The organism is Pyruvatibacter mobilis (genome assembly GCF_012848855.1).
Taxonomy (GTDB): domain Bacteria; phylum Pseudomonadota; class Alphaproteobacteria; order CGMCC-115125; family CGMCC-115125; genus Pyruvatibacter; species Pyruvatibacter mobilis.
The window spans coordinates 1,368,181-1,394,730 of sequence record NZ_CP051630.1; the positions used below are offsets into that span (position 1 = coordinate 1,368,181).

A 26,550-nucleotide genomic window follows, 5' to 3' on the forward strand; every position below is an offset into this window, starting at 1 on the left:
GCTAGCCGAGCCGGATACCCAGACGTCCCGCCAGATCCTGAATGAACTGCCACGCCACGCGGCCTGACCGGCTGCCGCGCGTATTGGTCCATTCGATGGCCTGCGCCCGAATATCAGTCCACGGAGCATCGATGCCGAAATGGGTGCAGTAGCGGCGCACCATCTCCAGATACTCATCCTGGCTGCAATTGTGGAAGCCGAGCCACAGGCCGAAGCGGTCTGACAGGGACACCATCTCCTCAATCGCTTCGGTGGGATTGATGGCGCGCTGGCGCTCATTGTCCACCATGTCGCGCGGCATCAGGTGGCGGCGGTTGGAGGTGGCATAGAAGAGCACATTCTTAGGCCGCCCCTCGATGCCGCCTTCAAGCACGGCCTTGAGGGACTTGTAGCTCGTATCCGCCTGATCGAAGGACAGGTCATCGCAATAGACAAGCACCTGGCGGTCCGCTGCGGTCCGCAGCACGGCCATGAGCCGGGGCAGGGTGGCGATGTCCTCACGGTGGATTTCAACAAGCAGCAGAGGCACGCCGCGCCCGGCATTGACCTCTGCATGAACGGCCTTCACCAGCGAGCTCTTGCCCATGCCGCGGGCACCCCACAACAAGGCATTGTTAGCGGGCAGGCCGTCAGCGAAGCGGCGGGTGTTCTCGAGCAGGATATCGCGCATGCGGTCGATGCCGTGCAGCAGGCTGAGCTCCATGCGCGCGACGTCCGGCACCGGGTCAAGCACGCCCTGATCCCCGCACCACACGAAAGCCTGAGCAGCATCAAGGTCCGGCGCAGGCTGTGCGGGGGGATGGGCGCTTTCGAGCGCATCGGCGATGCGCTCAAGCGCGCGGCGGAGAGCGGCCTGATCGGTTTCAGGGGCTGCTGGCGCTGAGGTGGGCGAGGGGGTGTTGCTATCCGCCATGAAGCTTTGATTCTCCCGGGTGCGTGACTGCGGACCGCCCGCGGCCGGGCCGTGGCGTCATGTTGCCCAAAACCCCATCCATCTCAAGGGTTTGCGAAGAGGCCGCGGCTGGTTTTCAAAGCGGCGGGGCATGGGTATAGTCCGCCCGCTGTGCTGCGTCGATACCGCCATACGGGCAGGCCGCGCGGCACCCATTGTTCTGATTTCCCTCGCATCGGAGAATTTGATGCTGATTACCCCGGCATATGCGCAGACGGCTGGCGGCGGCGGTGGCGACTTCCTCGTCACCCTTTTCCCCTTCCTGATCGTTTTCGCCATCATCTACCTGCTGATCCTGCGGCCGCAGCAGAAGCGGATCAAGGAACACAATGCCATGGTGTCCGGTGTGCGCCGGGGTGACACCGTGGTGACCGCCGGCGGCCTCATCGGCAAGGTCACCAAGGTGGCCGACGATAATGAAGTGGTGGTGGAAGTGGCCGAAGGAGTGCGCGTGCGCGTGGTGCGGAGCACCTTGTCGGATGTGCGCTCGAAGACGGAGCCTGCCGCCAACGAAGCTTCCAAGACCGCGCCGAAAGCGGCCAACGACCAGGACGGCCAGTCGAGCTAGACCGGCCGGAAGGTCCTCTCTCCGGAGACGCCTCGCATGCTCTATTTCCCCCGCTGGAAATACACCCTCATCGCCTTTGTCTGCGCCCTCGGCTTTCTGCTGTCGGCCCCGAACCTGATCTCCAAGGATGATCTGGCCGGGCTGCCGGGCTGGGTGCCGTCCAACCAGGTCAATCTTGGCCTCGACCTGCAGGGCGGCTCGCACCTGCTGCTGCAGGTGGATGTGGACACCGTGCTGAATGACCGCCTTGAAGCGCTGGTGGACGATGTGCGCCAGACGCTGCGCGAGGCGCGCATCGGCTATACGGGTCTGGGCGAGAGCGACGGCCGGGTGACCGTGCGTATCCGCAAGCCGGAAGACGTGGCGCGCGCCGTCGAGGAACTGGAGGGGCTGTCGGCTCCGATCACGACCAATGTCTTCTCGGCGGTGCCGGAGCGGGATCTGGCGGTGACGGAAACCGGCGGGCGCGTGTCACTGGAAATGACGGATGCCGCGCGCGTGCAGCGGCTCAACAACGCGGTGCAGCAGTCCATCGAGATCATCCGCCGCCGTATCGACGAGCTGGGCACGACGGAGCCGACCATCCAGCGCCAAGGCACGGACCGCATCCTCGTGCAGGTGCCGGGTCTTGATGACCCGCAGCGTCTGAAGGACCTGCTGGGCCGCACGGCGCAGATGAATTTTCATCTGGTGGACACATCCATCTCCGTGATTGAGGCGATCCAGAACAGGCCGCCGCCAGGGTCGGTCGTGCTGCCGCTGGTTGACGGGTCCGGCGGGCAGGTGCTGATCCGCCGCCGGGTGATGGTATCCGGCGAGAGCCTGGTTGATGCACAACCCGGGTTTGATCCGCAGACGAACGAACCGGTGGTGAATTTCCGCTTCGATGCGTCAGGCGGCAAGCGCTTCGCAGATGTGACCAAGGCCAATGTGGGCCGTCCGTTCGCCATCGTGCTCGACAACGAAGTGATTTCGGCACCGGTCATCCGGAGTCCAATCCTCGGCGGGCAAGGTCAGATCAGCGGTGGTTTCACGGTGACCGCGGCGAATGACCTGGCGATCCTGCTGCGGGCCGGTGCGCTGCCGGCACCGCTAACCATTCTCGAAGAACGGACGGTGGGTCCGGGCCTTGGCGCGGACAGTGTGGCGGCCGGTGAGATCGCGGCGCTGATCGGCTTTGCGGCGGTGATCCTCTTCATGATTGCCGTGTACGGACTGTTCGGTGTGTTCGCCAATATCGCGCTCATCATCAATGTGGCGCTGCTGTTCGGCGCGCTGTCGCTGCTACAAGCCACGCTGACCCTGCCGGGCATCGCGGGCATTGTGCTGACCATCGGCATGGCGGTGGACGCCAACGTGCTGATCTTCGAGCGCATCAAGGAAGAGATGAAGGCGGGCAAGACGCCCATCAATGCCATCGACGTGGGCTATTCCCGCGCGCTGGGCACCATCCTTGACGCCAACATCACCACCTTCATTGCTGCAGCCATCCTGTTCCAGATGGGCTCAGGCCCGGTGCGCGGCTTTGCCGTGACGCTGGCCATCGGCATCGTCACGTCGGTCTTCACGGCCTTCACCGTGACGCGGCTGTTCGTATCCATCTGGCTCAAGCGCCGCCGCCCGGCGGAACTGCCGCTTTAGACGCGCTCGCGGGAAAGCACACGACAATGCGCAAGCTCAAGCTCCTTCCGGACGAGACCCATGTTCCTTTCATCCGGTTCCGGATGATCGCCTTCGTCGTATCGCTGCTGGCGGTGCTGGCGTCGATCACGCTGGTGGCAGTGATGGGCCTCAATTTCGGCATCGATTTCCGCGGCGGCACCATGATCGAAGTGGGCACCGAGGGGCCGGCCGACCTTGCAGACATGCGGGGCCGTCTTGGCAATCTCGGCCTCGGCGACGTTCAGGTGCAGACCTTCGGGGCGCCGGATGACGTGCTCATCCGGGTGGCCACGCAGCCCGGCGGGGCGGAGGCCCAGCAGGAGGTGGTGACCAAGGTGCGGGCAGAGCTCGGCACCAATGTGGAGTACCGCCGCGTTGAAGTGGTGGGGCCGACGGTTTCGGGCGAGCTCATCGAAGCCGGTGTGCTGGCCATCGTGCTCGCTGTGGGCATGATGCTTGTCTATATCTGGTTCCGCTTCGAGTGGCAGTTCTCGGTCGGCGCGGTCATCGCGCTGGTGCATGACGTGGTGATTACGCTGGGGCTGTTTGCCGTGCTGCAGCTGGAGTTCAACCTGTCGATCATTGCAGCGTTGCTGACCATTGTCGGTTACTCGATGAACGATACAGTGGTGGTCTATGACCGCGTGCGCGAGAAGCTGCGCAAGTACAAGCGGATGCCGCTGCCGGAGTTGCTGGACCTTGCCGTCAACAAGACCCTGTCGCGGACGGTTATGACCTCGGTAACGACACTGCTGGCCCTGCTTGCGCTCTTCATCTTCGGTGGTGAAGTCATCAGCGGCTTTACCTTCGCTATGATCTGGGGTGTCATCATCGGCACCTATTCGTCGATTTTCGTGGCTGCACCACTGCTGCTGATGCTGGGCGTCAAGCGCGACTGGTCGGAAGCCAATGCGGGCGAGCCGGCGCAGAACGCCAATTCTGCAAGCTGATTGGCGCATAATCCGACGAGATGACCCCATTCCCGGGATTTGCGCCGGCGAGTGAAGGGCGTAACCTGTAGCGCGACGAGTCGCCGCAGGGTGCGTCACATGCCGCCGGCATCAAACGACCGGTGGCTGAACCTGCGGTGAGTACTGCCACCAAAAGGAGGGACTTGGGGATGGCTGGGATTCTGTCAAATCTGCGCAACACGGTGATCACGGGCTTCGTGCTCGCGCTCGCCCTGTTCGTTTTCTACATCTACGGGGCCTACAGCTCCGCCGGTCATGTCGGCGATGCGCTGGGCTCCACGGCCTTCTGGGCCTTCATCGTCCGCTGGGCGCATGTGCTGTGCGGCATCATGTGGATCGGTCTGCTCTACTATTTCAACTTCGTGCAGATCCCCAACATGCCCAACATCCCCGATGAGCAGAAGCCGGCAGTGGGCAAGGTAATCGCGCCTGCCGCCCTGTGGTGGTTCCGCTGGGGCGCCATGGGCACCATCGCCTTCGGCATCATCCTGGCCGCGCTGAACGGTTATCTGGTGGATGCCTATCTGCTGGGCTTCACCGACAATGGCGCCAGCACGATCATCGGCATCGGCATGTGGCTTGGGACCATCATGTGGTTCAATGTGTGGTTTGTGATCTGGCCGAACCAGAAGGTGGCACTGGGGATCGTGGATGCTCCGGCTGACGACAAGCCGAAGGCTGCGCGCACGGCCATGCTGTTCTCGCGCACCAACACCATGCTGTCGGTGCCGATGCTGTTCGCCATGGTGATCAACCAGAACGCCTTCTAGCCGCTTACGGCTGTTCAAACAGAAACGGCGCTGCCCCGGTTTCGAGGCAGCGCCGTTTTTGTGTGCGGTGTCTGGTGTGCGGATGGCTTACGCGGCGAGGTTCTCGTTCGCGAAATCCCAGTTCACCAGCTTGTCGAGGAAGGTCTTGATATAGTCCGGACGCTTGTTCTGGTAATCCAGATAATAAGCGTGCTCCCAGACATCGAGGGTGATGATGGCCTTCTTGCCGTGGGCAAGCGGGGTGTCCGCATCATGGGTGCTGATGACCGACAGCTTGCCCGCGTCATCGGCAACGAGCCATGCCCAGCCGGAGCCGAACTCGCCGGCGGCAACGCTGGAGAACTCCTCGGCGAACTTGTCGTAGGAGCCAAAGTCGCGGTCGATGGCTTCTGCCACGGCACCGGTCGGCTTGCCGCCGCCATTCGGCGTCATGGAGTTCCAGAAGAAGGTGTGGTTCCAGACCTGGGCGGCCTGGTTGAACAGCTTGCCCTCGGAGCTCTTGATGATGTCCTCAAGGCTCTTGCCTTCGTTGTCGGTGCCTTTGATCAGGTCGTTCAGCGTGTCCACATATTTCTGGTGATGCTTGTCGTGGTGGAACTCGAAGGTGGACTTGGACATGTGCGGTTCCAGCGCATCATGAGCATACGGAAGGTCGGGGAGGGCAAAACTCATAGGGGAGCTCCTGAACTCTGCTACATAAGGGTACGGCGCACAGGGATGGCCCTGGCAAGGTTCTGTCACAGCACTACCTTGTGCGCGTGACGTATTTATCAAGGATTTCTTCGCGTGTCCGATCCGCAAACAAATCTTTTGCCGCCGCAGATCATCGAGCAGCTTCGCCGCGAGGACTCCGACAGGTTCCTGTCGTCACTGTTCGCTCCGGCGGAGACGCGCGGCCATCTGTGGGCGCTGTATGCGCTGGACCGCGACCTCAAACAGATCCCGCACAAGGTGAGCGAGCCGATGCTTGGGGCGATCCGCTTCCAGTGGTGGCGCGATACCATCGGCGGCATCTATCAGGGGCAACAGCAGGGCCATGAACTTGTTCCCGCGCTTGCTGCTGCGATCGAGGCCGGGAGCCTGCCGCCGGAGCGGTTTCATGCCTGGCTGGATGCGCGGGAAGACGAAATGGCGGAAGACCCTTTTGCCGACATGGAGATGATGCGCAGCCACGCGCGCCGGGCCGAGGGCACCATCATGGAGATGGGGGCAATGCTGCTGGGCCGGGGCGAGACATCTTCCGCCAGCGGAGCATTCGGCGAAGCCTATGGGCTGATCGACCTGCTGAAACGGTGCGGCGCTGCCGCCGGGCGGCGGTCGGCCTTCCTGCCGATGGACGGTCTTGCGGGCAAGCAAGAGGCTGTGTTCAGCGGCCGCCTGGCGCCGGAAGCCAAGGCGGTTTTTCAGGCGGTGGCGCGGGAGGCCGCGGCCCGGCTGAAAGAGGCTTCGCGCGATACATCCCTGCGGCCTGATGCGGCGGCGCTGCCGGCCATGCTGCATGCGGGGCTGGTGCCCGCCTATGCGCGGCTGTTTGCGCGGGAAGACTTCGATTTCCTGCGCAGTGCGCCGGAGATCCCGGCCTTCCGCCGGCAGATTGCGCTGATGGCGCGCGCCATGCGGCGGCGCATCTGACCTCTGCCTATTCGGCGGCAAGCGGCGGGGTGCCGAACCAGCCTTCGATATCCGCCTTGGCCCGGGTCGTATAGGCCTGCTTGCGGGCGGGCTTCTTGGCCTTGCCGCGCAGGCGCTTGCCATCCGGCGCTTTCGGCATTTCAACAGGCGGAAACAGGCCGAAATTGACGTTCATCGGCTGGAAGGAGCCCTTGCCGGCATCCAGATGACCGCCGGTAATATGGCCCAGCAGCGCCCCAAGGGCGGTTGTCTCCGGCAGGGGCGGCAGGGTTTCGCCCTTTGCTTCGGCGGCGGCGAAGCGCCCGGCCAGCATGCCGATGGCAGCGCTCTCCATGTAGCCTTCCACCCCGGTGACCTGACCGGCGAAGCGCAGGCGCGGCATGGCCTTGAGACGCAGCTGGCCATCGAGCAGCTTCGGGCTGTTGAGGAAGGTATTGCGGTGCAGGCCGCCAAGACGGGCGAAGACCGCCTTTTCAAGGCCCGGGATGGTGCGGAAGACACGCGACTGCTCGCCATGGCGCAGCTTGGTCTGGAAGCCGACCATGTTGTAGAGCGTGCCAAGCGCATTGTCCTGGCGCAGCTGCACGACGGCGTAGGGCTTTTCGTCCGGCTTGTGGGGGTTGGTGAGCCCGACCGGTTTGAGCGGGCCGTGACGCAGGGTCTCGCGGCCGCGCTCCGCCATCACCTCGATGGGCAGGCAGCCGTCAAAATAGGGGGTGTTCTCTTCCCACTCCTTGAAGTCGGTCTTGTCGCCTTCGAGCAGCTCGTCGATGAAGGCGTTGTATTCTTCTTCCGTGAGCGGACAATTTATGTAATCCGCGCCGGTGCCGCCCGGTCCCGGCTTGTCGTAGCGAGACTGGAACCAGGCCTTGTCCATGTCAATCGAGTCGAAATTGACGATAGGCGCAATGGCGTCGAAGAAGGCCAGTTCATCCTCACCAGTGAGGGACAGCACTGCATCCGCCAGCGCGGGCGAGGTGAGGGGGCCGGTGGCGATGATGACGCTGCCCCAGTCCTCCGGGGGCAGGCCCGCGACCTCGCCGCGCTCTATGGTGATCAGCGGCTCGGCCTCAAGGGCCTGTTCCACGGTCTGCGAGAAGCCGTCCCGGTCCACGGCCAAGGCGCCACCCGCCGGAACCTGGCTCGCGTCGCCGCTGCGCATGATGATCGATCCGCCCTTGCGCAATTCGTAGTGCAGCAGGCCGATGGCCGTCGTCTCGTCATCATCAGAGCGGAAGGAATTGGAACAGACCAGTTCGGCGAGGCCGCCGGTCTTGTGGGCGTCGGTGCCACGGACCGGGCGCATCTCGTGCAGCACGACAGGCACGCCGGCACGGGCGATCTGCCAAGCGGCTTCAGACCCGGCGAGGCCGCCGCCAATGACGTGGATGGGATCAATCTTGCTCATGGGCGGAGACTTAAGGCAGGGCCTACTTCGCCGCAAGTCCCTGAAATCATGCAAGGAGTGCAAATCACAGCGTGGCGTGCCGGGGCGCGGCTGGAAACTGCAACCGGATGCGACTATACGTGAGGTGCGCTGCGGTCCTGTGCGGGCACGGCGGAGGCACACACTTCAACCAGGGAGGCTTGCGGATGACACGGCTGATCGCCCTTGCGGGCTTCACCTTCCTGATGGCCGGTGCGGCACCGGCACACGCGCTTCCGACCTGCGAATTTCAGGGCATACCGCTTTTCGGCGAAGTCTCCGTCGTTGAGAGCGACCCGGATGTGCGCGTGGAAGTGGTGGCATCTGGCGCTGACCTCCGCGTGCAGTGGGTGAACCGGCATGCGGATGAATGCGGCGAATGGCGCCGCGTGGGGCTGGGCGCGGATTTCACGATCCAGATCGTGCCGACGGGCGGGGACATCCGCATCCAGGAAGTCAGCGGCAATCCCGGGCTGAACTGAGCCAGCTATTGCGCCCCGGCGTCGGCAAGTTCGCCATCCGCTCCCAGATAGCCGTTCCAGGCAAACCAATAGGCAATGTGGCCGGGGAGCCGGTGAAAGCGCGTGCCATCCGGGCCTGCCAGTGCTGCTTCGGTGATCTGCCACTCCGACACGCCGTCGCTGACATGATCTGCGTCGGCTGCTCTGGAAAAGGTGCGGCCGTCTGTGCGGTAGGCACGGACGGTGCGGGTGGCGGCGGTGCCAATCAGCGTGACGGGAACGACGCCTGCCATGTCATTGATGACACGGCCGCCCTCGAAGGCGGAAAGGCGCCAGGCCTTGTCCACGCCTGATCCGCGCAGGGCGAAGATATAATCCTTGGGCAAAAGACCAGCCTCATCGACGGGTGCCGGGAAGATGAGATCCGGGCTGTTGAAATAATCCGCATAGGGAGCACCGGGCGTGTAGTCACGGGTGTGGCCGGTGTCGAGGGACAAGACTCTTGTCTCCGGGTGGCGGCTGCGCCAGTCGCCCCATGTGGTGATGGCGACCGGCCGGGTCTTCAGCTCGATGGCGCTACCGGTCAGACTGCCGATCACCGGCCGCCCGGTGAACTGGTTCCACAGGCTCCCGGTTGCGGTGTCGTACATCAGCTTGTTTGACCGGTAGAGGAGCCCTGACGAACCGAAGACGAAGGGCGCGTCCCGTCCGTCAAGCTGCGTTTCGAACAGGATGCCGGAGCCACACAGGGTGCAGTAGGCGAGGCTGACAGGCACGCCGCCGATAACGTCATTGGCCATTTCGTGCCAGTCGAGGATGCGCAGGGGGTAGGCGCGGACATCCCCATTGATCTCCACCCCGAAGACCAGCTCATCGTCGGTGAGATAATTCGCTGTCCTTGCAGTCACAAAGTGCGGGTTGGTGAGAGCCGGGATGCCATCCTTGAGGACACCGCCCCAGACCGCTTCCCACAGGGGAATGTCGTGGGCAACGCCTGAATGGATGAAGGTTGCGAAGGCCGGGTCGATTTCAGCGAGGACGCGGCTGCGGGCCTCATCGAAGCCATCGAAGGGCGTGAGCCCGTCCTGTGATTGAAGCCAGGTCATCCAGTCAAACCAGCTGTCCCCGTGGTCGACACCGGTGAGGCTCAACAGCGCGATGCCGAGCGCCGGGCGGAGGTCGCGGTGAAAGCGCATGGCCTGGACGAGGGCGAATGCGCCGTCGGGCTGCCTGCGCTTGATGAAGTAATCAATGGCATCGATGACCTGCCGGTCGCTGCCCGCAACAAGATGCACGGCCCGTTCGACGGTCTCCGGATCCGCGGATGCTGATTGCGCAGGCTGGGCGACGACACCCGCAGGCAGGAGCAGCAGGACAAGGGTCAGGATGAGGCGCGGGGCCATGACGTCACTCTCCGGCAGATCGGTTATCCGAAGAGTGACGCCATGCTGATCGTCCCGCAGCACACGCCGCGACACTTTTGTGTGAGATCGCGGGCTAGTTCCAGACCGGCGGCTTGCGGCCGATCCAGGGCCGAGCCTCTTCAAGCTGGGCGGCCAGGCGCAGCAGCGTGGCCTCGTCGCCGAAGCGACCGGTGAACATCATGCCGAGCGGCAGATCGTCCGCACTCCACCACAAGGGCAGGGACAGGGACGGCTGGCCGGTGAAGTTGAAGGGCGGCGTGAAGGGGAAGACCTCCGCCTGCCGCTTGTCCACTTCCTTGGGGTCGAGGTTCACCGGATCGATATGGCCGATCTTCGGCGGCGGCGTGCCCATGACGGGGCATAGATAGGCGTCATAGGGCAGCAGGTTGTGGATGATCTGCCGCGACAGGCGGCGCAGAGTACGCCAGCCCCAGAAGGCCTGGGCGCCGGTGATCTTGCGGCCCGCATTGAGGGCACGCCAGGTGAGCGGCTCCAGCTCATGCTCTTCCGGCGGGCGGCCAAGCATCTCCTCCCGCTCCAGCATGCCGGCGGCGAAGTTGGAGGCGGAGACAGCACCCTGCGCGCGGTAGAGGGTGCGGTAGTCGACACCCAGACCCTGTTCCACGACCTCGTGGCCGAGCTCCCTGAGAAGGGTCACCGTCTTTTCGAGAGCTGCCTGGTTTTCCGGATGGATGTCGGCACCGCGGGGCGTCTCGGCGGAATAGGCGATCTTCAGCTTGCCGGGGGATCGGGTAACTTCCTCCGCGAAGGGACGCTCATAGGGGAGCGGCGGGTAGGGGCTGTCGGGCTCCGGCGCGCAGGTGGCGTCGAGCATGGCGGCACTGTCACGCACGGTGCGGGTGACGACGTGATCCACCGAGAAGCCCATGGCGCGCTCACCGTCTTCGCCTGAATCCGGGTTGCGGGCGCGGGTAGTCTTGAGACCGACGAGACCGCAGCAGGCGGCCGGGATGCGGATCGAGCCGAGACCGTCAGATGCATGCGCCATAGGGACGATGCCGGCGGCGACGGTCGCTGCGGCCCCGCCCGACGAGCCGCCGGAAATATGCTCCGTGTTCCACGGATTGCGGCAGGGGCCGAGGCGGGCGGATTCTGTCGTGCCGGTGATGCCGTATTCCGGCGTGTTGGTGCGGCCGACAAAGACCACGCCGGCCTGCCGGTAGCGGGTGGCAAGGATGCTGTCCTCTTCCGCCACATAGTCGCGCAGGTAATGCGACCCGGCAGTGGCAGGCCAGCCTTTGACCTTGACGCCGAGATCCTTCACCAGGAACGGGACACCCCTGAACGGGCCATCCGGCAGATCGCCCTTGGCCCATGCGCGGGCATCCTCATAGCCCTTGTGCACGACCGCGTTGAGGGCGGGGTTGTGCTTTTCGATCCGCTCGATCGCGGCATCGACGAGTTCGAGCGGGGTGACTTCCTTGCGGGCGACGAGGTCTGCGAGGGCGACGCCGTCATAGTCGGCATAATTGTCGATTGTCATGATGCGTGCTCCCTTAGTCCCAGATCGGCGGATGGCGGTTGATCCAGGGCTGGGCTTCCTCAAGCTGCGAGGCAAGGCGGATGAGCGTTGCTTCATCGCCCTGGCGGGCTGCGAAATGCACCCCGACGGGCAGGCCGTCCGGCGTCCAGTGCAGGGGCAGGGAGATGGCCGGCTGGCCGGTGGCGTTCTGTACCGGGGTGAAGGCTACATAGTTGAGCACCGGGGCGAACGCCTTTTCCGGGTCGCTCTCATTCACGTCGATGGTGCCGACCCGCAGCGGCGGCTCGCCCAGGGTGGGGGTGAGCCAGAGATCATATTCGTCGTGCCACTGGGCAACGGTGCGCGCCATGACCTGCAGCATGGCGACGGCGTTGAGGTAATCGGCGCCCGTGACCTGGCGACCGCGCTCGGCAAGCCCCAGTGTCAGTGGCTCCAGATCGCCCTGGTTGGGCGTCTTGCCGAACAGCAGTTCCTGCAGGCTGATCTGCTGCGCCACGCCGGTGGCCCAGATCGCCATGAAGGCCTGCTGCATGGTGTCGTTGTCGATGGTGGGCGAGGCTTCTTCCACGTGGTGGCCGAGGCTCTCCAGCAGTTTGGCGGTGTTCTCGACAGCGGCCACGCATTCAGGATCGACGGGCTCGCCGCCGATGGTGCGGGTGGTGAAGCCGATGCGCAGGCTGCCGGGCGCAACGCCCACATCATCCGACCAGATGCCTTCATGGTGGGGGGCGAAATAGGGATCGCCGGGTTCAGGCCCTGCGGCAATGTCGAGGGCGACCGCCGTGTCGCGCACGGTGCGGCTGACGACGAGGTCGGCTGTGAGGCCGGACATGGCATCACCGATGACCGGGCCTTGCGGAATGCGGGCGCGGCTGGGCTTGAGGCCGACAAGGCCGGACGAGGAGGCGGGAATGCGGATAGAGCCGCCGCCATCATTGGCATGGGCGAGCGGCACGATGCCTGCTGCGACCGCCGCCGCCGAGCCGCCGGAGGAGCCGCCGGGCGTATGATCCGGGTTCCACGGATTGCGGGCGGGTCCATAGAGATTGCTTTCGGACACAGGCAGAAGGCCGAACTCGGGCACGTTGGTCTTGCCGAGGGGCACGAGGCCGGACGCGAGGAAGCGCTGGGTTAGGGTGGAGTGCTGGGCTGCGGGATTTCCGGCCGCAAGGCGGCTGCCATACTGGGTGGCGACGCCCTCGAAATCGCCCATGATGTCCTTCAGCAAAAAGGGGACGCCTGCGAAGGGCGCGGCCTTGTCGCCTGCGTCGATATCCCTGGCAATCCGGCGGCCCTGATCGGCCATATCCGTCACAACGGCATTGAGGGTGGGATTGTGTTTCTCAATCCGCTTCAGCGCTTCTTCCGCCAATTCGGCGGCACTGACCTCGCCCTTACGCACGAGTTCGGCAAGCGCGACCCCGTCATGGGCGACGTAATCCTTGATCGGCATGATGTCCCTAATCCTCCCGGACAGTCTTATTGGTTCTTGGTGTTGCCAATACGCTAGCGGACGACGGGAGGAACCGGAAGGGCGGCGGTGTGGGTCATTTGACGGGAATTGCCGGGTGAATGTCATTTCCGACAGGTCCGCGCGCGGTCATTCTGGACGCAGAGATTTGTTGCATGATGGAGCCCCCCATGACCGACGCAGCCCCGCAGGACATCCACATCGGCTTTCTGATCTATCCCGGCGTGACGGCGCTGGACGCGCTGGGCCCGGCACAACTGCTGTCGCTCGTGCCCGGGGCGGTGATGCATTATGTGTGGAAGGATATGGAGCCTGTGGCGGCGGATGCGGGCTACACGATCAACCCGACGGACGACTTTGCATCCTGTCCGCAGCTTGACGTGATCTGCGTGCCCGGCGGGTTCGGCCAGGTTGATCTGATGACGGATGATGTGGTGGTCGATTTCGTCCGCAAGCAGGGCCAGGGCGCACGCTATGTGACGGCCGTGTGCACAGGTTCATTGCTGCTGGGGGCCGCGGGCCTCCTGGACGGTTATGAGGCCAGCTGCCACTGGGCGTGGCATCATCAGCTCGAGCTGGTGGGCGCGACGCCGAAAAAGGCGCGGGTGGTGCGCGACCGGAACCGGATTACCGGCGGCGGCGTGACGGCGGGCATTGATTTCGGGCTGACCATGGTGGCGGAGCTGGCGGGCGAGGAAGCTGCCAAGCTGGTGCAGCTGTCCTTCGAATATGATCCGCAACCGCCATTTGACAGCGGCACGCCGGACAAGGCCTCGGCAGAGACGCTGGCCACCAGCCAGGCCATGGTGGGCCCGGTGGTGGAGCGCATGGCCGACGCCGCGCGGGCGGCGCAGGCGAAAAAAGATGCACGCCACGCAGCCGAATAGGGTCACCTGTCCCGTCGAGCGGGACTGCCGGTCAGCGTGCCTTGCTGCGTGCCTTGGCGCGGGTTTTTCCCGCGGTCTTCGTGCTGGTCTTGGACGCAGTTTTGGACTTTGTCTTGACCTTGGTCTTTGCCTTGGCAGCAGTCTTGCTCTTGGCGCGCGTCTTGGTTTTTGGGGCCGGCGTCTCCTCTTCCGTCTTTGACGTGTTGCGGCGCATGGGACGGCGGGAGGCCGCGGCGGCGGCCTTGGCCAGATCGGTCTTGCGGCGGCGCTCTTCGGACTTTGGCGCGGCGCGACGGCTCTTTTTAAGGAGCGGCTTGAGATAGGCACCGGTGTGGCTGCGCGGTTCGGCGGCCACGTCCTCGGGCGTGCCCTGGACGACGACTTCACCGCCACCGTCGCCGCCTTCCGGGCCGATGTCGATGATCCAGTCGGCGGTCTTGATGACTTCGAGGTTGTGCTCGATCACGACCACGGAATTGCCCTGATCGACGAGCTCGTGCAGCACCTCGAGGAGCTTGGCCACGTCATGGAAATGCAGGCCGGTGGTCGGCTCGTCGAGGATGTAGAGCGTGCGGCCGGTGGCGCGCTTGGACAGCTCCTTGGAGAGCTTGACGCGCTGGGCCTCGCCGCCTGACAGGGTGGTCGCCTGCTGGCCAATCTTGATGTAGCCGAGGCCGACCTGCTTGAGGGTCTCGAGCTTGTCGCGCACGGCGGGGACGGCCTTGAAGAACTCGGCCCCGTCTTCCACCGTCATGTCGAGCACGTCGGCGATGGACTTGTCGCGGAACTTCACTTCCAGGGTTTCGCGGTTGTAGCGCTGGCCATGGCAGACGTCGCACTGCACATAGACATCAGCGAGGAAGTGCATCTCGATCTTGATGACGCCATCGCCCTGGCAGGCCTCGCAGCGGCCACCCTTCACGTTGAAGGAGAAGCGGCCCGGGGTGTAGCCGCGCGTCTTGGCTTCGGGCAGGCCAGCGAACCATTCGCGGATCGGCGTGAATGCGCCGGTATAGGTGGCCGGGTTGGAGCGCGGCGTCCGGCCGATGGGCGACTGATCGATGTCGATGACCTTGTCGAGAAACTCGATGCCCTCGATCTTGTCATGGGCGCCGGGCTGGGCGCGGGCGTTCATCAGGCGGCGGGACAGGGCCGGGTAGAGCGTATCCACCAGCAGGGAGGATTTGCCGGAGCCGGACACGCCGGTGACGCAGACAAACGCCCCGAGCGGGAAATCCGCATCCACATTCTTGAGGTTGTTTTCGCGCGCGCCCTTGATGGAGAGCGTACGACCGTCGACGGGGCGGCGCTCGAAGGGCAGCTCGATCTGACGCATGCCGACGAGATATTGCCCGGTCAGGCTGTCGGCGGTTTCCATCACCTTCTTGGGCGTGCCTTCGGCGATCACCGTGCCGCCATGGACACCGGCGCCGGGGCCCATGTCAACCACATGGTCGGCCTCGAGGATGGCTTCCTCGTCATGCTCCACAACGACGACCGTGTTGCCGATGTCGCGCAGGCGCTTCAAGGTTTCAAGCAGGCGGGTGTTGTCACGCTGGTGCAGGCCGATGGACGGTTCATCCAGCACGTACAGCACGCCGGTGAGGCCGGAGCCGATCTGCGAGGCGAGGCGGATGCGCTGGCTTTCACCGCCCGACAGGGAGCCGGAGCCACGCGACAGGGTGAGGTAGTCGAGCCCCACATCAACGAGGAAGCGGAGGCGTTCGCGGATCTCCTTGAGGATGCGCTCGGCGATCTCGTTCTGCTTTTTGGTGAAGGTCTTGTCGACCGTCGAGAACCACTCATGGGCCTCGCGGATGGAGAACTCCGACACCTGACCGATATGCAGACCGGCGATCTTCACGGCCAGGGCTTCGGGCTTCAGGCGGTAGCCGCCGCAGGTCTCGCACGGCTTGGCTGACTGGAAGCGGGACAGCTCCTCGCGCATCCACTGGCTGTCGGTCTCCCGCCAGCGGCGCTCGATATTGCCGACGACGCCTTCGAAGGTCTTCTTGGTCTTGTAGGAGCGGATGCCATCATCATAGAGGAACTCGATCTGCTCCTTGCCGGTGCCGAACAGGATGGCATCGCGCAGCACCTCCGGCAGGTCGCTCCAGGCCTCGGTCATGGAGCCGCCAAAATGGCGGACCAGGGCGTCCAGCGTCTGAGTGTAGTAGGGGGAGGTGTTGCCTGTCTTGGACCACGGCGCGATGGCACCCTGGCGCAGGGAGAGCGACGGGTCCGGCACCACCAGGTCAGCCTCGAACTGAAGCTCCGTGCCCAGACCATCACAGGAGGGGCAGGCGCCGAAGGGGTTGTTGAACGAGAACAGGCGCGGCTCGATTTCCTCGATGGTGAAACCGGAAATCGGGCAGGCGAATTTCTCGGAGAAGATCATCTGGCGCGGATTGCCGTCATCGTCCTTCTCGTCGGCGAATTCGGCGATGGCGATGCCGTCGGCAAGGCGCAGGGCGGTCTCCATCGAGTCCGCCAGGCGGCTTGCGATGTCCGGGCGCACGACGAGGCGGTCCACCACCACTTCGATGTCGTGTTTCTTCTTCTTGTCGAGGGCAGGCACGCTATCGAGTTCATAGAACTCACCATCCACCTTCACGCGCTGGAAGCCGCGTTTCAGGAGGTCGGCGAACTCCTTGCGGTATTCGCCCTTACGGCCGCGGATCATCGGGGCCAGCAGGTAAAGGCGCGTGCCTTCGTCCAGCGTCAGGACGCGGTCCACCATCTGGCTCACGGTCTGGCTTTCGATAGGCAGGCCGGTGGCAGGCGAATAGGGGATGCCGACGCGCGCGAAGAGCAGGCGCATATAGTCGTAGATCTCGGTGACCGTGCCCACCGTCGAGCGCGGGTTGCGCGAGGTGGTCTTCTGCTCGATGGAGATCGCCGGGGACAGTCCTTCGATGTAGTCAACGTCCGGCTTTTCCATCATCTGCAGGAATTGCCGCGCATAGGCCGAGAGGCTTTCCACGTAGCGGCGCTGGCCTTCGGCGTAGATCGTGTCAAAGGCAAGCGACGACTTGCCGGAGCCGGACAGCCCCGTGATCACCACCAGCTTGTCGCGCGGCAGCTCGACATCCACGCCTTTGAGATTGTGTTCGCGGGCGCCTTTGACGGTGATGTTTCGAAGTCCGGTCACGAATGAATTTCCACTGGTTGGGGCCTTTGGGGGCGGGCGGGCGGCAGAACGGGCAGCGCCGCGATAGATAGGGGCTTGGGTGCCGGTTGGCGAGGGCTAGTTGCCCCGGGCCCGACTCATCTTGACAACTGACCGCAGCACAGGAACATAACAGGAACTATTGCGCAATTATCTGTGGATGAGTTGCGCAAGGGCGCGCGGGCCCGGCAATAATCCGTTAGGGTCCGTGCCAAAGTAGAGACCCGCGCCGCAGAAGGCGCGCGAGACAGACGTAAGAAAGGCGGCTTCGAATGGCAGGCAGCGTGAACAAGGTGATCCTCGTCGGCAATCTGGGTGCGGACCCGGAAGTGCGCCACACGCAGGACGGCCGCCCGATTGTCAATCTGCGCATTGCGACGTCTGAAAGCTGGCGCGACCGCAGCACCGGGGAACGCCGCGAGCGCACCGAGTGGCACCGCGTGGTGATCTTCTCCGAAGGCCTCGCCAAGATTGCCGAGCAATATCTGCGCAAGGGCTCGAAGGTCTATCTGGAGGGCCAGCTGCAGACCCGCAAATGGCAGGACCAGTCCGGCCAGGACCGCTACTCCACCGAAGTGGTGCTGCAGGGCTTCAACTCAACGCTGACCATGCTGGACGGTCGCAGCGGCGGCGAAGGCGGCGGCTCCATGGGCGGTGGCGGTGGTGCCATGGGTGGTGGTGGCTCCATGGGTGGCGGCGGCGGTGGCCGCCCGTCCCAGCCGGCCGATGATTTCGGCGGCGGCGACTTCGACGACGAAGTGCCGTTCTAGGCCAGACGGCGACGCGCAAAGATGAGGGCTGAGAGCATGGCGCAGCCGACGCCCCAGAGGAGCTGGGCGCCGGTGTGGGCGAGGTGCGGGCCCTGGCCGGCGTAGAAGGCGGGGAACCAGGTCAGCGCGATGCCGTCGAGCAGGGTGGCGGCGACGATGGCGATGCCTGTCGGGGCGACCATGGCGTCGAGCGGCGTTGCGGTGGCTTTCGCCATGCCCCAGACGAAGAGCGGGGCGGTGAATGTGGCGAGTGCGAAAGCTGTGAGGTGGCCCGCGCCGAGATCGTAGAAGGCAGGGGCCCAGTCCCGCAGCCAGATGGCTGCGACAAACCAAAGAAATACGCCGATCAGGGCGAACAGCATGATCTTGCGGCGGGTCATCTTGATCCTCCCATGACGGTCTTCACATGACGGTCTCGCATGTGTGTGCGCGGAGCAATGCGTCTCGTGCCGGTGCCATAAAACTAGCAATATCGGGACATAGGCTCACTTACCTGCCTGTTCGGCGCCCGGATGACGGGGCCGATAAGCTTTCACTCCCTGCATGAGGCCGCCGCATGACCATTGACGTGCTCGACACCATCCACGACCCCGGCAAGCCGGGCGGGCCTAATGACGATGATCTGGGGCACGCGGGAAACTGCGCCTGGGTGTTTGACGGGGCAACGGGACTTGGGGACACGCAGCTCACGGGCACTGCGAGTGATGCCGCATGGCTGGCGCAGGCGGGCAGTGCGGCGCTCAAGGCGCGGGCGCCGAGCCATCGCGGGCCGCTGACGGCCCTGGCCGAAGAAGTGCTGAGCGATGTGGCGCGCCGGTTTGACGCGGAGGCTGACCGTCAGCCTGCGGAGCGCTTTGAGCGGCCAACGGCGTCGCTGATCCTGATACGGCATACGGGCGGCGTGGTGGACTGCCTCAATTTCGGCGACTGCAAGGTGCTGTTGCGGGACGGGACGGGCGCGTTTCACAGTTTCGGCAGCAACGAGGAAAGCGAGAGCTACGAGAACAATCTCGCCTCGCGCTTTTCGGAACAGCGCAAGACCGAGGGAGAGGGCGGTGCACCGGACCAGCATCGCAGCAGCTTCCTCGACCGCCTGCGCAAGGTGCGCAACCGGCACAATGTCTCCGGCGGGTACTGGGTGTTCGGGCTCGACCCGGAGGCGGCGGAACATGCGCGGACGCGGAGCTTCCCCATCACGGCCCCGGCGATTGCGCTGATGATGACAGACGGCTTCGAGGCGCTGGCGGGCGACTATGGCCGCTATACCGAGGAAGCGCTGCTCGACGCAGCGCTTGACCGCGGGCTTGCGTCGCTGAAGGACGAATTGCGGCATATCGAGCGCGAGCTGGACCCGGAAGCGCATCAGTTTCCGCGCTTCAAACAGTCGGATGACGCGACCGCGATGCTGGTGAAACTGGGCTGAGCCGGACGGGTGATTTGCCCCTCCGGGACAGATTTTCAGGTGCCGCCGCAGGGGCTGTGGAAAACACGCGGCAAGGCGTAAAAATCGCCTGATTTTCTGCCGTGTTTTCAAAGGGTTAGAGAGCGCTTCCGGCCCGGCTTTCCGGGGGCGGGCAGGTTTGCGGTCAGGGGCACCCAGTGCTAGTTTTCGGGGTGCGTTTTCCGCGCGATTCCGCACATGAGATGAGACCCGATTGCGCTGCCATTTCGAGCCTGCGCAGGGCCCGGCTTTTGTCCGGTGCCAGAAAGAACAGAAACCAAAAGCCCCGTGTCAGACATCGATAATAACGAGCCCGTGGACGAGAGCGCTGTGACCGGCGACGCCGCCGACGGCAGCGGCGGCAGCGAGCCGCCCGCAGGCGGTGCGACGCCGCCGGACGGCCCCTCGGACGGTATTGGCCGCATCTCCATCGAGGACGAGATGCGCTCGTCCTATCTCGATTACGCCATGAGCGTGATCGTCAGCCGTGCGCTGCCGGATGCGCGTGACGGCCTGAAGCCGGTGCATCGCCGCATCCTGTTCTCGATGGGTGAGAACGGCTACGACTGGAACAAGCCCTACCGCAAGTCGGCCCGCGTGGTCGGTGACGTGATCGGTAAGTATCACCCGCATGGTGACCAATCGATCTATGACGCGCTGGTGCGCATGGCGCAGGACTTTTCCCTGCGTCTGCCGCTGCTGGACGGGCAGGGCAATTTCGGCTCCATCGACGGCGACCCGCCCGCGGCCATGCGTTACACCGAAGTGCGCATGGACAAGCCGGCGCATGCGCTGCTGGAAGACATCGACAAGGACACGGTCGATTTCCAGGACAACTACGACAATTCCGAGCGCGAGCCGGTGGTGCTGCCGGCGCGCTTTCCCAATCTGCTGGTCAATGGCGCGGGCGGCATCGCCGTCGGCATGGCCACCAATGTGCCGCCGCACAATCTGGGCGAGGTGATCGACGCCTGCGTCGAGACCTTGGCCAACCCGGAGATCAGCTTCGAGGAGCTGATGCAGATTGTTCCGGGTCCTGACTTTCCCACCGGCGGGCTGATCCTCGGTCGGGCCGGGATCAAGTCTGCCTACCAGCTGGGGCGCGGTTCCGTCGTCATGCGCGGCAAGGTGCATATCGAGGAAATCCGCAACGACCGGGAAGCGATCATCGTCACCGAGGTTCCCTACCAGGTGAACAAAGCCTCGATGGTGGAGAAGATCGCCGAGCTGGTGCGCGAGAAGCGCGTCGAGGGCATTGCCGATCTGCGCGACGAGAGCGATCGGCAGGGCCTGCGCGTGGTGATCGAGCTGAAGCGCGATGCTGTGGCTGACGTGGTGCTGAACCAGCTCTACCGATTCTCGCAGCTGCAGACATCATTCGGCTGCAACATGATCGCGCTCAATGGCGGCCGGCCGGAAATGCTGACGCTGAAGGGCTTCATCGAGGCCTTCCTGGCGTTCCGCGAGGAAGTGGTGACGCGGCGGACCAAGCATGAGCTTGGCAAGGCGCGCGAGCGCGCACATGTGCTGGTTGGTCTTGCCATTGCGGTGGCGAATATCGACGAGGTGATCCGCCTGATCCGCAATGCGCCGGACCCGGCGACGGCGCGCGCGCAGCTGATGGCACGCGACTGGCCGGCAGCAGACGTGGCCCCGCTGGTGCGGCTGATCGCGGACCCGCGTCACGTGCTGACCGACGGCAACACGCTGCGGATGAGCGAAGAGCAGGCCCGTGCCATTCTCGATCTGCGCCTGCAGCGCCTCACGGCCCTTGGCCGCGACGAGGTGGGGGATGAGCTGAAGGGCCTGGGCGAGAAGATCGAGGATTATCTCGAAACGCTGCGCTCGAAGGAAAAGCTCCAGGGCATCATCCGCGACGAACTGGTTGCAGTGAAGGACGAGTTCGCGACACCGCGGCGCACCGAGATCATGGATGCCATCGGTGAGGTCGAGGACGAGGACCTGATCCAGCGCGAGGACATGGTGGTGACCGTGTCCCATGGCGGCTACATCAAGCGCGTGCCGCTGGACACCTACCGGGCGCAGCGGCGCGGCGGCAAGGGCCGCTCGGGCATGGCGACCAAGGACGAGGATTTCGTCAGCAAGATCTTTGTCGCCAACACCCATACGCCGATCCTGTTCTTCTCGTCGGAAGGCATGGTCTATCGCCTCAAGGTCTGGCGGCTGCCCGCCGGGTCGCCGCAATCGCGCGGCAAGGCGATGGTCAACATCCTGCCGCTCAAGGACGGCGAGCGGATTACCTCCGTCATGCCGATGCCGGAGGACGAGGACAGCTGGGGCGACCTGCAGCTAATGTTCGCCACCCGCAAGGGCAATGTGCGGCGGAACCAGCTGTCGGATTTCGTGCGGATCAATGTCAGCGGCAAGATCGCCATGAAGCTGGACGATCCGGAGGATGGCATTCTTGGCGTCGCCATCTGCTCGGAAGATCACGACGTGCTGCTGACGACGGCCAAGGGCCGGGCGATCCGGTTCCCGGTGACAGATGTGCGCGTGTTCTCGGGCCGCACCTCCACCGGCGTGCGCGGCATCAAGCTTGATGATGACGACCGGGTGATCGCCATGGCGATGCTGCACCACACGGGGGCGGAGCCGGCGGAGGCGCGGGCCTATCTGAAGCAGGCAAAAGCCATGCGGGCAGCGCTTGACGGTGAGGCACCCGCCGAGGAACCGGATGATGCGGGCGAGGAGGGGGATGACATCACCCTGACGCCGGAACGCTATGCGGAGCTGGGCGCGCGCGAGCAGTTCGTGCTGGCTGTCTCCGAGAACGGCTTCGGCAAGCGGACGTCATCTTTCGAGTACCGGACCGCGGGCCGCGGCGGCAAGGGCATCATCGCGATGACCGTGACGCCGCGGAACGGCCTGCTGGTGGATGCCTTCCCGGTGGATGAAGCCGACCAGATCATGCTCGTCACCAATGCGGGTCAGTTGATCCGCTGCCCCGTGAACGATGTGCGCGTGGCCGGTCGGGCGACCCAGGGCGTCACCATTTTCCGCACGGCGGATGATGAGAGCGTCGTGTCGATTTCCCATATCGCGGACGCGTCGGGGAATGACGCGGACGGCGAGGAGGAGGACGATGATGGGGCCGGTGGTGAGAACGGCCCGGACGCGAACCTCGACTAATCAGCTTCCGGCGTCTAAAACGGCGGCAAATTGCGGGACGGATGGTCGGCACACGGCCCAACGGCCCGCTCCAGGAGTGACGACGCAGGAATGAGGAGCCGGCCGGCATGATGAAACGGACAGGGCTTTACCCGGGCACCTTCGACCCGATTACCAATGGCCATCTCGATATTATCGGCCGTGCCATGAAGATGGTGGACCACCTGGTGATCGGTGTTGCCATCAACCGCGACAAGGGCCCGCTGTTCGCGCTCGAGGAGCGGGTGTCGATGGTCGAGGAGGAGGTCCGCAAGCTGCAGGACCGCACCCAGTCCGAGTGCACCGTCGAGGTGAAGCCGTTTGAAAGCCTGCTGATGCATTTCGCCGAGGAGATCGGCGCGCAGATGATCATCCGCGGCCTGCGGGCAGTGTCGGACTTTGAGTATGAGTTCCAGATGGCGGGCATGAACGAGCGCCTCAATCCGGACATTGAAACCGTGTTCCTTATGGCGGAAGCGCAGCATCAGGCCGTGGCCTCGCGGCTGGTGAAGGAGATCGCCCGGCTTGGCGGAGACATTTCCCATTTCACCACACCGATGGTGCGCGAGCGGCTTATCACGCGCTTCAACGAGCTGAAGCAGGCCGCGTCCTGACGATTTGACTGGCGGCCCGATGATCCCGCCGATGAAGGAGTGACGATCCCGACATGCGTATTTTCCGTACGATCCTGCCCGTTCTCGCCCTGGCATTCGCCGCGTTGATGCTCGCCCGTCCGGCGGCCGCGCAGGTGCCCTTCGCTGACGATGAAGAAAACATCCTGGTGCTGGAGCTTTCTACCGGCACGACCGAAATCCTGATGCGGCCGGACCTGGCACCGCTGCATGTGGAGCGCATCAAGAAGCTGACGCGCGAGAAATTCTATGACGGCATCGTGTTTCACCGGGTGATCGACGGCTTCATGGCGCAGACCGGCGACCCGACGGGCACGGGGCAGGGCGGTTCGACCTATCCCGACCTGCAGGCGGAATTCACCGAGACGAAGTTCCGCCGCGGCACCATCGGCATGGCCCGCACCAATGATCCCAATTCGGCCAACAGCCAGTTCTTCATCATGTTCAACCTGGCCCGGCACATGAACAACCCGCGCAACCCGCAGGGTTTCTATACCGTGTGGGGCGAAGTGATTTCCGGCATGGACGCGGTGGACGCGCTGCCCAAGGGCGAGCCGCCGGCAGAGCCGGGCAAGATTGTGTCCGCGCGTATCAAGGCCGACCTGCCGTAAGGCGGGGCCCATTTTCCCCCTGAAGAAAGCGAGAGCGATGACCGATACTTCGCCTGACAACACCCTGATCCTCACCCTCAAGGGAGGCGATGTGACCATTGCGCTCCGCCCGGACCTGGCGCCCAACCATGTGGCGCGCATCAAGGAACTGGTCCGCGAGGGGTTTTATGACGGCATCGTGTTCCACCGGGTGATCGACGGCTTCATGGCGCAGACGGGTGACCCGACGGGCACCGGCATGGGCGGCTCAGGCAAGAAGCTGTCGGCGGAATTCTCGTCCGAGCCGCATACACGCGGCACCTGCTCCATGGCGCGCGCGGCGGACCCCGACAGCGCGGACAGCCAGTTTTTCATCTGCTTCCAGGAATCGTCCTGGCTGGACGGCCAGTACACGGTGTGGGGCCAGGTGACCGACGGCATGGACCATGTGGACGCCATCACCCGCGGCGAGCCGCCGGCAAACCCGGATAAGATCGAGAAGGCCGTCATTGCCGCAGACGCCTAGGCGCCCATCGCCGGATCAGGCTTCAGACACCCGGGACGGGGTTTCTGCAACGGCAGATGCGCCGTCCCCGGACAGTCTGGATGCCTATGACTTCCACCTCCCCGAAGAGCTGATCGCCCTGCGGCCCGTGCGGCCGCGGGATTCCGCGCGCCTGCTGGTCGTCAATCACGCGCGCCCGGGCAGTCTTTCGGACCGGATCGTGCGCGAGCTGCCCGACCTGCTGCGCCCCGGCGACGTGCTGGTGGCCAATGACACACGGGTCATCCATGCGCGCCTGCGCGGCACGCGGCGGCGGGGTGAAGCGTGCGCGAATATTGAATTGCTGCTGCACAAGCCGCTGCCGGACGCCGGCTGCTGGCGGGCTTTCGCCCGGCCCGCCAAACGGCTCAAGCCCGGGGACGTGATCGAGGTGCACGAGGCGCTGACGGCGGATGTGCTGGACCGCGACGGCGGCGAAGTCGTCGTGCGGCTGACCCCCCATGGGGTGAGCCTGGACGACGCGATCGCGCGGGCCGGCGAGATGCCGCTGCCGCCCTATATCGAGGGCAAGCGCAAGGCGGATGACAGCGACGAAGCGGACTACCAGACCGTCTTCGCCCGCCATGAGGGCTCCGTCGCCGCGCCGACGGCGGGCCTGCATTTTACCGACGACTTGCTGGCAGCGCTGGATGCGCGCGGTGTCGCGCGGGAGATGGTGACGCTGCATGTGGGGGCGGGGACGTTCCTGCCGGTGAAGTCCGACACGCTGTCGGGCCACAGGATGCATGCGGAATGGGGCGAGGTGACCCGCGAGGTGGCAGACCGCCTCAATGCCGCGCGGGCCGCAGGCGGGCGCATCATCGCCGTGGGCACCACCTCCATGCGGCTGCTGGAAAGCGCCGTTGATGCGCAGGGTGTCTTCCATCCCTTCGCGGCGGAGACCGACATCTTCATCACGCCGGGGCATGTCTTCCACGGGGTGGACGTGCTGATGACCAATTTTCATCTGCCGCGCTCCACGCTCATGGTATTGGTCTCGGCCTTCGCGGGGCTTGAGACCATGCGCGCAGCCTATGCGCATGCCATCGGCACGGGCTACCGCTTCTATTCCTACGGGGACTCGAGCCTCCTGTTTCCGCAGGACGGCGCGTCGCCACGACCAATCGACCGACAGGACACATCCCAGGCATGAGCGCCTTCACCTTCCATCTCGACAAGACTGACGGCAAGGCCCGGACAGGCCGGATCGACACGCCGCGCGGCACCATCCGCACGCCGGCCTTCATGCCCGTGGGCACGGCCGGCACAGTCAAGGCGATGACCACCGACACGGTGAAATCGACCGGCGCGGATATCGTGCTGGGCAACACCTACCATCTGATGCTTCGTCCGGGGGCGGAGGAAGTGGCGGCGCTGGGCGGATTGCACCGTTTCATGAACTGGGACAGGCCGATCCTGACGGATTCAGGCGGGTTCCAGGTCTGGTCGCTGGCCAAGCTGCGCAAGATGACCGAGGAGGGGGTGACCTTCCAGAGCCATATTGACGGCTCCACCCATTCACTATCGCCGGAGCGGTCGATCGAGATCCAGTGCCTGCTGGGCTCCGACATCCAGATGATCCTGGACGAGTGCACCGATTATCCGGCCACGCGCGCGCAGGCGGAAAACAGCATGAACCTCACCACGCGGTGGGCGAAGCGCTCGAAGGCTGCGTTCGACACTCAGCCGCACCGCAAGGACGGGCAGGCGCTGTTCGGCATCGTGCAGGGCTCGACCTTTCCTGATCTGCGCCGGGCACATGCGGAAGCGCTGGTGGATATCGGCTTTCACGGCTATGCGCTGGGCGGGCTGTCGGTGGGCGAGGAACAGAACCTGATGCTCGACACCATCGAGGCTGCCGAGCCAGTGCTGCCCATGGATCAGCCGCGCTATCTGATGGGCGTGGGCACGCCGGAAGATCTGGTGGAAGCAGTGCGGCGGGGCATCGACATGTTCGACTGCGTGATGCCGACCCGCTCGGGCCGCCACGGCCAGGCCTTCACCAGCCGCGGGCGGGTGGCGATCAAGAATGCGCGCCATGCGGCCGATCCGCGGCCCCTGGATGCGGACAGCCCGTGCGAAGCGGCCAATCTCTATTCACGCGCCTATCTGCATCACCTGTACAAAAGCGGCGAGTATCTGGCAGCGATGCTGATCACCTGGGCCAACGTGGCCTATTACCAGTGGCTGATGGCGCAGATGCGCGAGGCCATCGCCGAACAACGCTTCGAGGCCTTCGTTGCGGACTTCTATGCAAAGCGCGGAGAGGGCGATATTCCGCCGCTGTGAGGGCGGCTGAAAAACCCGCCTGCGCGCTTGACCCGCAGGCCACCGCCCCCTAGTTTCCGGCCTCTCACGAAAAGCCGGACGCGACTCCCGCGACCCGCATTCAGGGCCCGTAGCTCAGCTGGTAGAGCAACTGACTTTTAATCAGTAGGTCACAGGTTCGAACCCTGTCGGGCTCACCATCTTTTTTCCTTTAAAACCAACATATTAAGCCGACCTCCT

23 protein-coding genes and 1 tRNA gene are annotated in these 26,550 nt (G+C 64.6%); 16 read left to right on the forward strand and 8 right to left on the reverse strand.

The genetic code is table 11. From position 1 onward, the window contains the following. Position 1: 1 nt before the first annotated feature. Positions 2-913, reverse strand: a complete 912-nt coding sequence (locus tag HG718_RS06540; protein ID WP_160587835.1) for an ATP-binding protein — start codon at positions 911-913, stop codon at positions 2-4. 226 nt (positions 914-1,139) lie between these two features. Here HG718_RS06540 and yajC point away from each other — a divergent pair, with 226 nt between their 5' ends. From yajC to HG718_RS06560, 4 genes are all read left to right on the forward strand, one after another. Further along, positions 1,140-1,520, forward strand: coding sequence for a preprotein translocase subunit YajC (yajC, locus tag HG718_RS06545; protein WP_027841690.1), 381 nt, complete (start codon positions 1,140-1,142; stop codon positions 1,518-1,520). Between the two features lie 36 nt (positions 1,521-1,556). Then, complete coding sequence (gene secD, locus HG718_RS06550; protein WP_027841689.1) at positions 1,557-3,161, forward strand: protein translocase subunit SecD; 1,605 nt, start codon at positions 1,557-1,559, stop codon at positions 3,159-3,161. Positions 3,162-3,187: 26 nt separating this feature from the next. After that, the gene (secF, locus tag HG718_RS06555; protein WP_160587837.1) at positions 3,188-4,132 is read left to right on the forward strand and encodes a protein translocase subunit SecF; all 945 of its coding nucleotides are present in this window, start codon (positions 3,188-3,190) and stop codon (positions 4,130-4,132) included. Positions 4,133-4,302: 170 nt separating this feature from the next. Continuing rightward, positions 4,303-4,923 carry a urate hydroxylase PuuD gene (locus HG718_RS06560; protein WP_027841687.1) on the forward strand — a complete coding sequence of 207 codons (621 nt, stop codon included), beginning with the start codon at positions 4,303-4,305 and terminating at the stop codon, positions 4,921-4,923. A gap of 87 nt (positions 4,924-5,010) precedes the next feature. Here the strand turns inward: HG718_RS06560 and HG718_RS06565 are convergent, their stop codons facing one another. After that, positions 5,011-5,595, reverse strand: a complete 585-nt coding sequence (locus HG718_RS06565) for a superoxide dismutase (protein WP_160587839.1) — start codon at positions 5,593-5,595, stop codon at positions 5,011-5,013. Between the two features lie 114 nt (positions 5,596-5,709). On the opposite strand from HG718_RS06565, the gene HG718_RS06570 reads away from it, so the two are divergent. After that, positions 5,710-6,555, forward strand: a complete 846-nt coding sequence (locus HG718_RS06570; protein ID WP_160587841.1) for a phytoene/squalene synthase family protein — start codon at positions 5,710-5,712, stop codon at positions 6,553-6,555. A gap of 7 nt (positions 6,556-6,562) precedes the next feature. Here HG718_RS06570 and trmFO read toward each other — a convergent pair whose 3' ends face one another. Further along, complete coding sequence (trmFO, locus tag HG718_RS06575; RefSeq protein ID WP_160587843.1) at positions 6,563-7,963, reverse strand: methylenetetrahydrofolate--tRNA-(uracil(54)-C(5))-methyltransferase (FADH(2)-oxidizing) TrmFO; 1,401 nt, start codon at positions 7,961-7,963, stop codon at positions 6,563-6,565. Positions 7,964-8,148: 185 nt separating this feature from the next. Here trmFO and HG718_RS06580 point away from each other — a divergent pair, with 185 nt between their 5' ends. Next, the gene (locus tag HG718_RS06580; protein WP_205345679.1) at positions 8,149-8,463 is read left to right on the forward strand and encodes a 7(1) septoil knot domain-containing protein; all 315 of its coding nucleotides are present in this window, start codon (positions 8,149-8,151) and stop codon (positions 8,461-8,463) included. A gap of 5 nt (positions 8,464-8,468) precedes the next feature. On the opposite strand, the gene HG718_RS06585 is transcribed toward HG718_RS06580, so the two are convergent. The 3 genes from HG718_RS06585 to HG718_RS06595 form a co-directional block, all read right to left on the reverse strand. Beyond that, positions 8,469-9,845 carry a DUF3179 domain-containing protein gene (locus HG718_RS06585; protein WP_160587845.1) on the reverse strand — a complete coding sequence of 459 codons (1,377 nt, stop codon included), beginning with the start codon at positions 9,843-9,845 and terminating at the stop codon, positions 8,469-8,471. A 94-nt stretch (positions 9,846-9,939) separates the two neighbouring features. Continuing rightward, positions 9,940-11,370, reverse strand: coding sequence for an amidase (locus HG718_RS06590; protein ID WP_160587847.1), 1,431 nt, complete (start codon positions 11,368-11,370; stop codon positions 9,940-9,942). A gap of 13 nt (positions 11,371-11,383) precedes the next feature. Beyond that, entirely contained in the window at positions 11,384-12,823 is a 1,440-nt protein-coding gene (locus HG718_RS06595; protein WP_160587849.1) for an amidase, read from the reverse strand. 188 nt (positions 12,824-13,011) lie between these two features. Here HG718_RS06595 and HG718_RS06600 point away from each other — a divergent pair, with 188 nt between their 5' ends. Further along, on the forward strand, positions 13,012-13,728 hold the full coding sequence (locus HG718_RS06600) for a DJ-1/PfpI family protein (protein WP_160587851.1): 717 nt from the start codon (positions 13,012-13,014) through the stop codon (positions 13,726-13,728). A 31-nt stretch (positions 13,729-13,759) separates the two neighbouring features. On the opposite strand, the gene uvrA is transcribed toward HG718_RS06600, so the two are convergent. Continuing rightward, on the reverse strand, positions 13,760-16,879 hold the full coding sequence (uvrA, locus tag HG718_RS06605; protein WP_160587853.1) for an excinuclease ABC subunit UvrA: 3,120 nt from the start codon (positions 16,877-16,879) through the stop codon (positions 13,760-13,762). A gap of 290 nt (positions 16,880-17,169) precedes the next feature. Between uvrA and HG718_RS06610 the strand changes: the two genes are divergently transcribed. Then, positions 17,170-17,667, forward strand: coding sequence for a single-stranded DNA-binding protein (locus HG718_RS06610; protein ID WP_160587855.1), 498 nt, complete (start codon positions 17,170-17,172; stop codon positions 17,665-17,667). Here HG718_RS06610 and HG718_RS06615 read toward each other — a convergent pair. After that, complete coding sequence (locus HG718_RS06615; RefSeq protein ID WP_160587857.1) at positions 17,664-18,047, reverse strand: hypothetical protein; 384 nt, start codon at positions 18,045-18,047, stop codon at positions 17,664-17,666. The genes HG718_RS06610 and HG718_RS06615 overlap by 4 nt on opposite strands. Positions 18,048-18,223: 176 nt before the next feature. Between HG718_RS06615 and HG718_RS06620 the strand changes: the two genes are divergently transcribed. The 8 genes from HG718_RS06620 to HG718_RS06655 all read left to right on the forward strand — a co-directional run bounded on the left by HG718_RS06620 (position 18,224) and on the right by HG718_RS06655 (position 26,510). Then, positions 18,224-19,090 carry a protein phosphatase 2C domain-containing protein gene (locus HG718_RS06620; protein WP_160587858.1) on the forward strand — a complete coding sequence of 289 codons (867 nt, stop codon included), beginning with the start codon at positions 18,224-18,226 and terminating at the stop codon, positions 19,088-19,090. Between the two features lie 348 nt (positions 19,091-19,438). Further along, on the forward strand, positions 19,439-22,258 hold the full coding sequence (gyrA, locus tag HG718_RS06625) for a DNA gyrase subunit A (RefSeq protein WP_160588165.1): 2,820 nt from the start codon (positions 19,439-19,441) through the stop codon (positions 22,256-22,258). A gap of 107 nt (positions 22,259-22,365) precedes the next feature. Continuing rightward, positions 22,366-22,890: a pantetheine-phosphate adenylyltransferase gene (gene coaD, locus HG718_RS06630; RefSeq protein WP_244617706.1), complete on the forward strand. Its 525-nt coding sequence runs from the start codon at positions 22,366-22,368 to the stop codon at positions 22,888-22,890. A gap of 53 nt (positions 22,891-22,943) precedes the next feature. Then, positions 22,944-23,519 carry a peptidylprolyl isomerase gene (locus HG718_RS06635; RefSeq protein WP_160587860.1) on the forward strand — a complete coding sequence of 192 codons (576 nt, stop codon included), beginning with the start codon at positions 22,944-22,946 and terminating at the stop codon, positions 23,517-23,519. 37 nt (positions 23,520-23,556) lie between these two features. Then, the gene (locus HG718_RS06640; RefSeq protein ID WP_027841674.1) at positions 23,557-24,024 is read left to right on the forward strand and encodes a peptidylprolyl isomerase; all 468 of its coding nucleotides are present in this window, start codon (positions 23,557-23,559) and stop codon (positions 24,022-24,024) included. 76 nt (positions 24,025-24,100) lie between these two features. Next, positions 24,101-25,195 (forward strand): tRNA preQ1(34) S-adenosylmethionine ribosyltransferase-isomerase QueA, encoded by a 1,095-nt coding sequence (queA, locus tag HG718_RS06645; protein WP_244617736.1) that lies wholly within the window; start codon positions 24,101-24,103, stop codon positions 25,193-25,195. Next, on the forward strand, positions 25,192-26,331 hold the full coding sequence (tgt, locus tag HG718_RS06650; RefSeq protein ID WP_160587864.1) for a tRNA guanosine(34) transglycosylase Tgt: 1,140 nt from the start codon (positions 25,192-25,194) through the stop codon (positions 26,329-26,331). Before queA ends, tgt begins: the two co-directional genes overlap by 4 nt. A gap of 103 nt (positions 26,332-26,434) precedes the next feature. Continuing rightward, positions 26,435-26,510: transfer RNA gene (locus HG718_RS06655), tRNA-Lys, on the forward strand. The last annotated feature ends 40 nt before the right edge of the window (positions 26,511-26,550 follow it).

Coding starts and splice junctions, on each gene's coding strand:
- HG718_RS06540 (WP_160587835.1), bottom strand. CDS start 913: ATGGCGGATAGCAACACCCCCTCGCCCACCTCAGCGCCAGCAGCCCCT.
- yajC (WP_027841690.1), top strand. CDS start 1,140: ATGCTGATTACCCCGGCATATGCGCAGACGGCTGGCGGCGGCGGTGGC.
- secD (WP_027841689.1), top strand. CDS start 1,557: ATGCTCTATTTCCCCCGCTGGAAATACACCCTCATCGCCTTTGTCTGC.
- secF (WP_160587837.1), top strand. CDS start 3,188: ATGCGCAAGCTCAAGCTCCTTCCGGACGAGACCCATGTTCCTTTCATC.
- HG718_RS06560 (WP_027841687.1), top strand. CDS start 4,303: ATGGCTGGGATTCTGTCAAATCTGCGCAACACGGTGATCACGGGCTTC.
- HG718_RS06565 (WP_160587839.1), bottom strand. CDS start 5,595: ATGAGTTTTGCCCTCCCCGACCTTCCGTATGCTCATGATGCGCTGGAA.
- trmFO (WP_160587843.1), bottom strand. CDS start 7,963: ATGAGCAAGATTGATCCCATCCACGTCATTGGCGGCGGCCTCGCCGGG.
- HG718_RS06580 (WP_205345679.1), top strand. CDS start 8,149: ATGACACGGCTGATCGCCCTTGCGGGCTTCACCTTCCTGATGGCCGGT.
- HG718_RS06585 (WP_160587845.1), bottom strand. CDS start 9,845: ATGGCCCCGCGCCTCATCCTGACCCTTGTCCTGCTGCTCCTGCCTGCG.
- HG718_RS06590 (WP_160587847.1), bottom strand. CDS start 11,370: ATGACAATCGACAATTATGCCGACTATGACGGCGTCGCCCTCGCAGAC.
- HG718_RS06595 (WP_160587849.1), bottom strand. CDS start 12,823: ATGCCGATCAAGGATTACGTCGCCCATGACGGGGTCGCGCTTGCCGAA.
- HG718_RS06600 (WP_160587851.1), top strand. CDS start 13,012: ATGACCGACGCAGCCCCGCAGGACATCCACATCGGCTTTCTGATCTAT.
- HG718_RS06610 (WP_160587855.1), top strand. CDS start 17,170: ATGGCAGGCAGCGTGAACAAGGTGATCCTCGTCGGCAATCTGGGTGCG.
- HG718_RS06615 (WP_160587857.1), bottom strand. CDS start 18,047: ATGACCCGCCGCAAGATCATGCTGTTCGCCCTGATCGGCGTATTTCTT.
- HG718_RS06620 (WP_160587858.1), top strand. CDS start 18,224: ATGACCATTGACGTGCTCGACACCATCCACGACCCCGGCAAGCCGGGC.
- coaD (WP_244617706.1), top strand. CDS start 22,366: ATGATGAAACGGACAGGGCTTTACCCGGGCACCTTCGACCCGATTACC.
- HG718_RS06635 (WP_160587860.1), top strand. CDS start 22,944: ATGCGTATTTTCCGTACGATCCTGCCCGTTCTCGCCCTGGCATTCGCC.
- HG718_RS06640 (WP_027841674.1), top strand. CDS start 23,557: ATGACCGATACTTCGCCTGACAACACCCTGATCCTCACCCTCAAGGGA.
- tgt (WP_160587864.1), top strand. CDS start 25,192: ATGAGCGCCTTCACCTTCCATCTCGACAAGACTGACGGCAAGGCCCGG.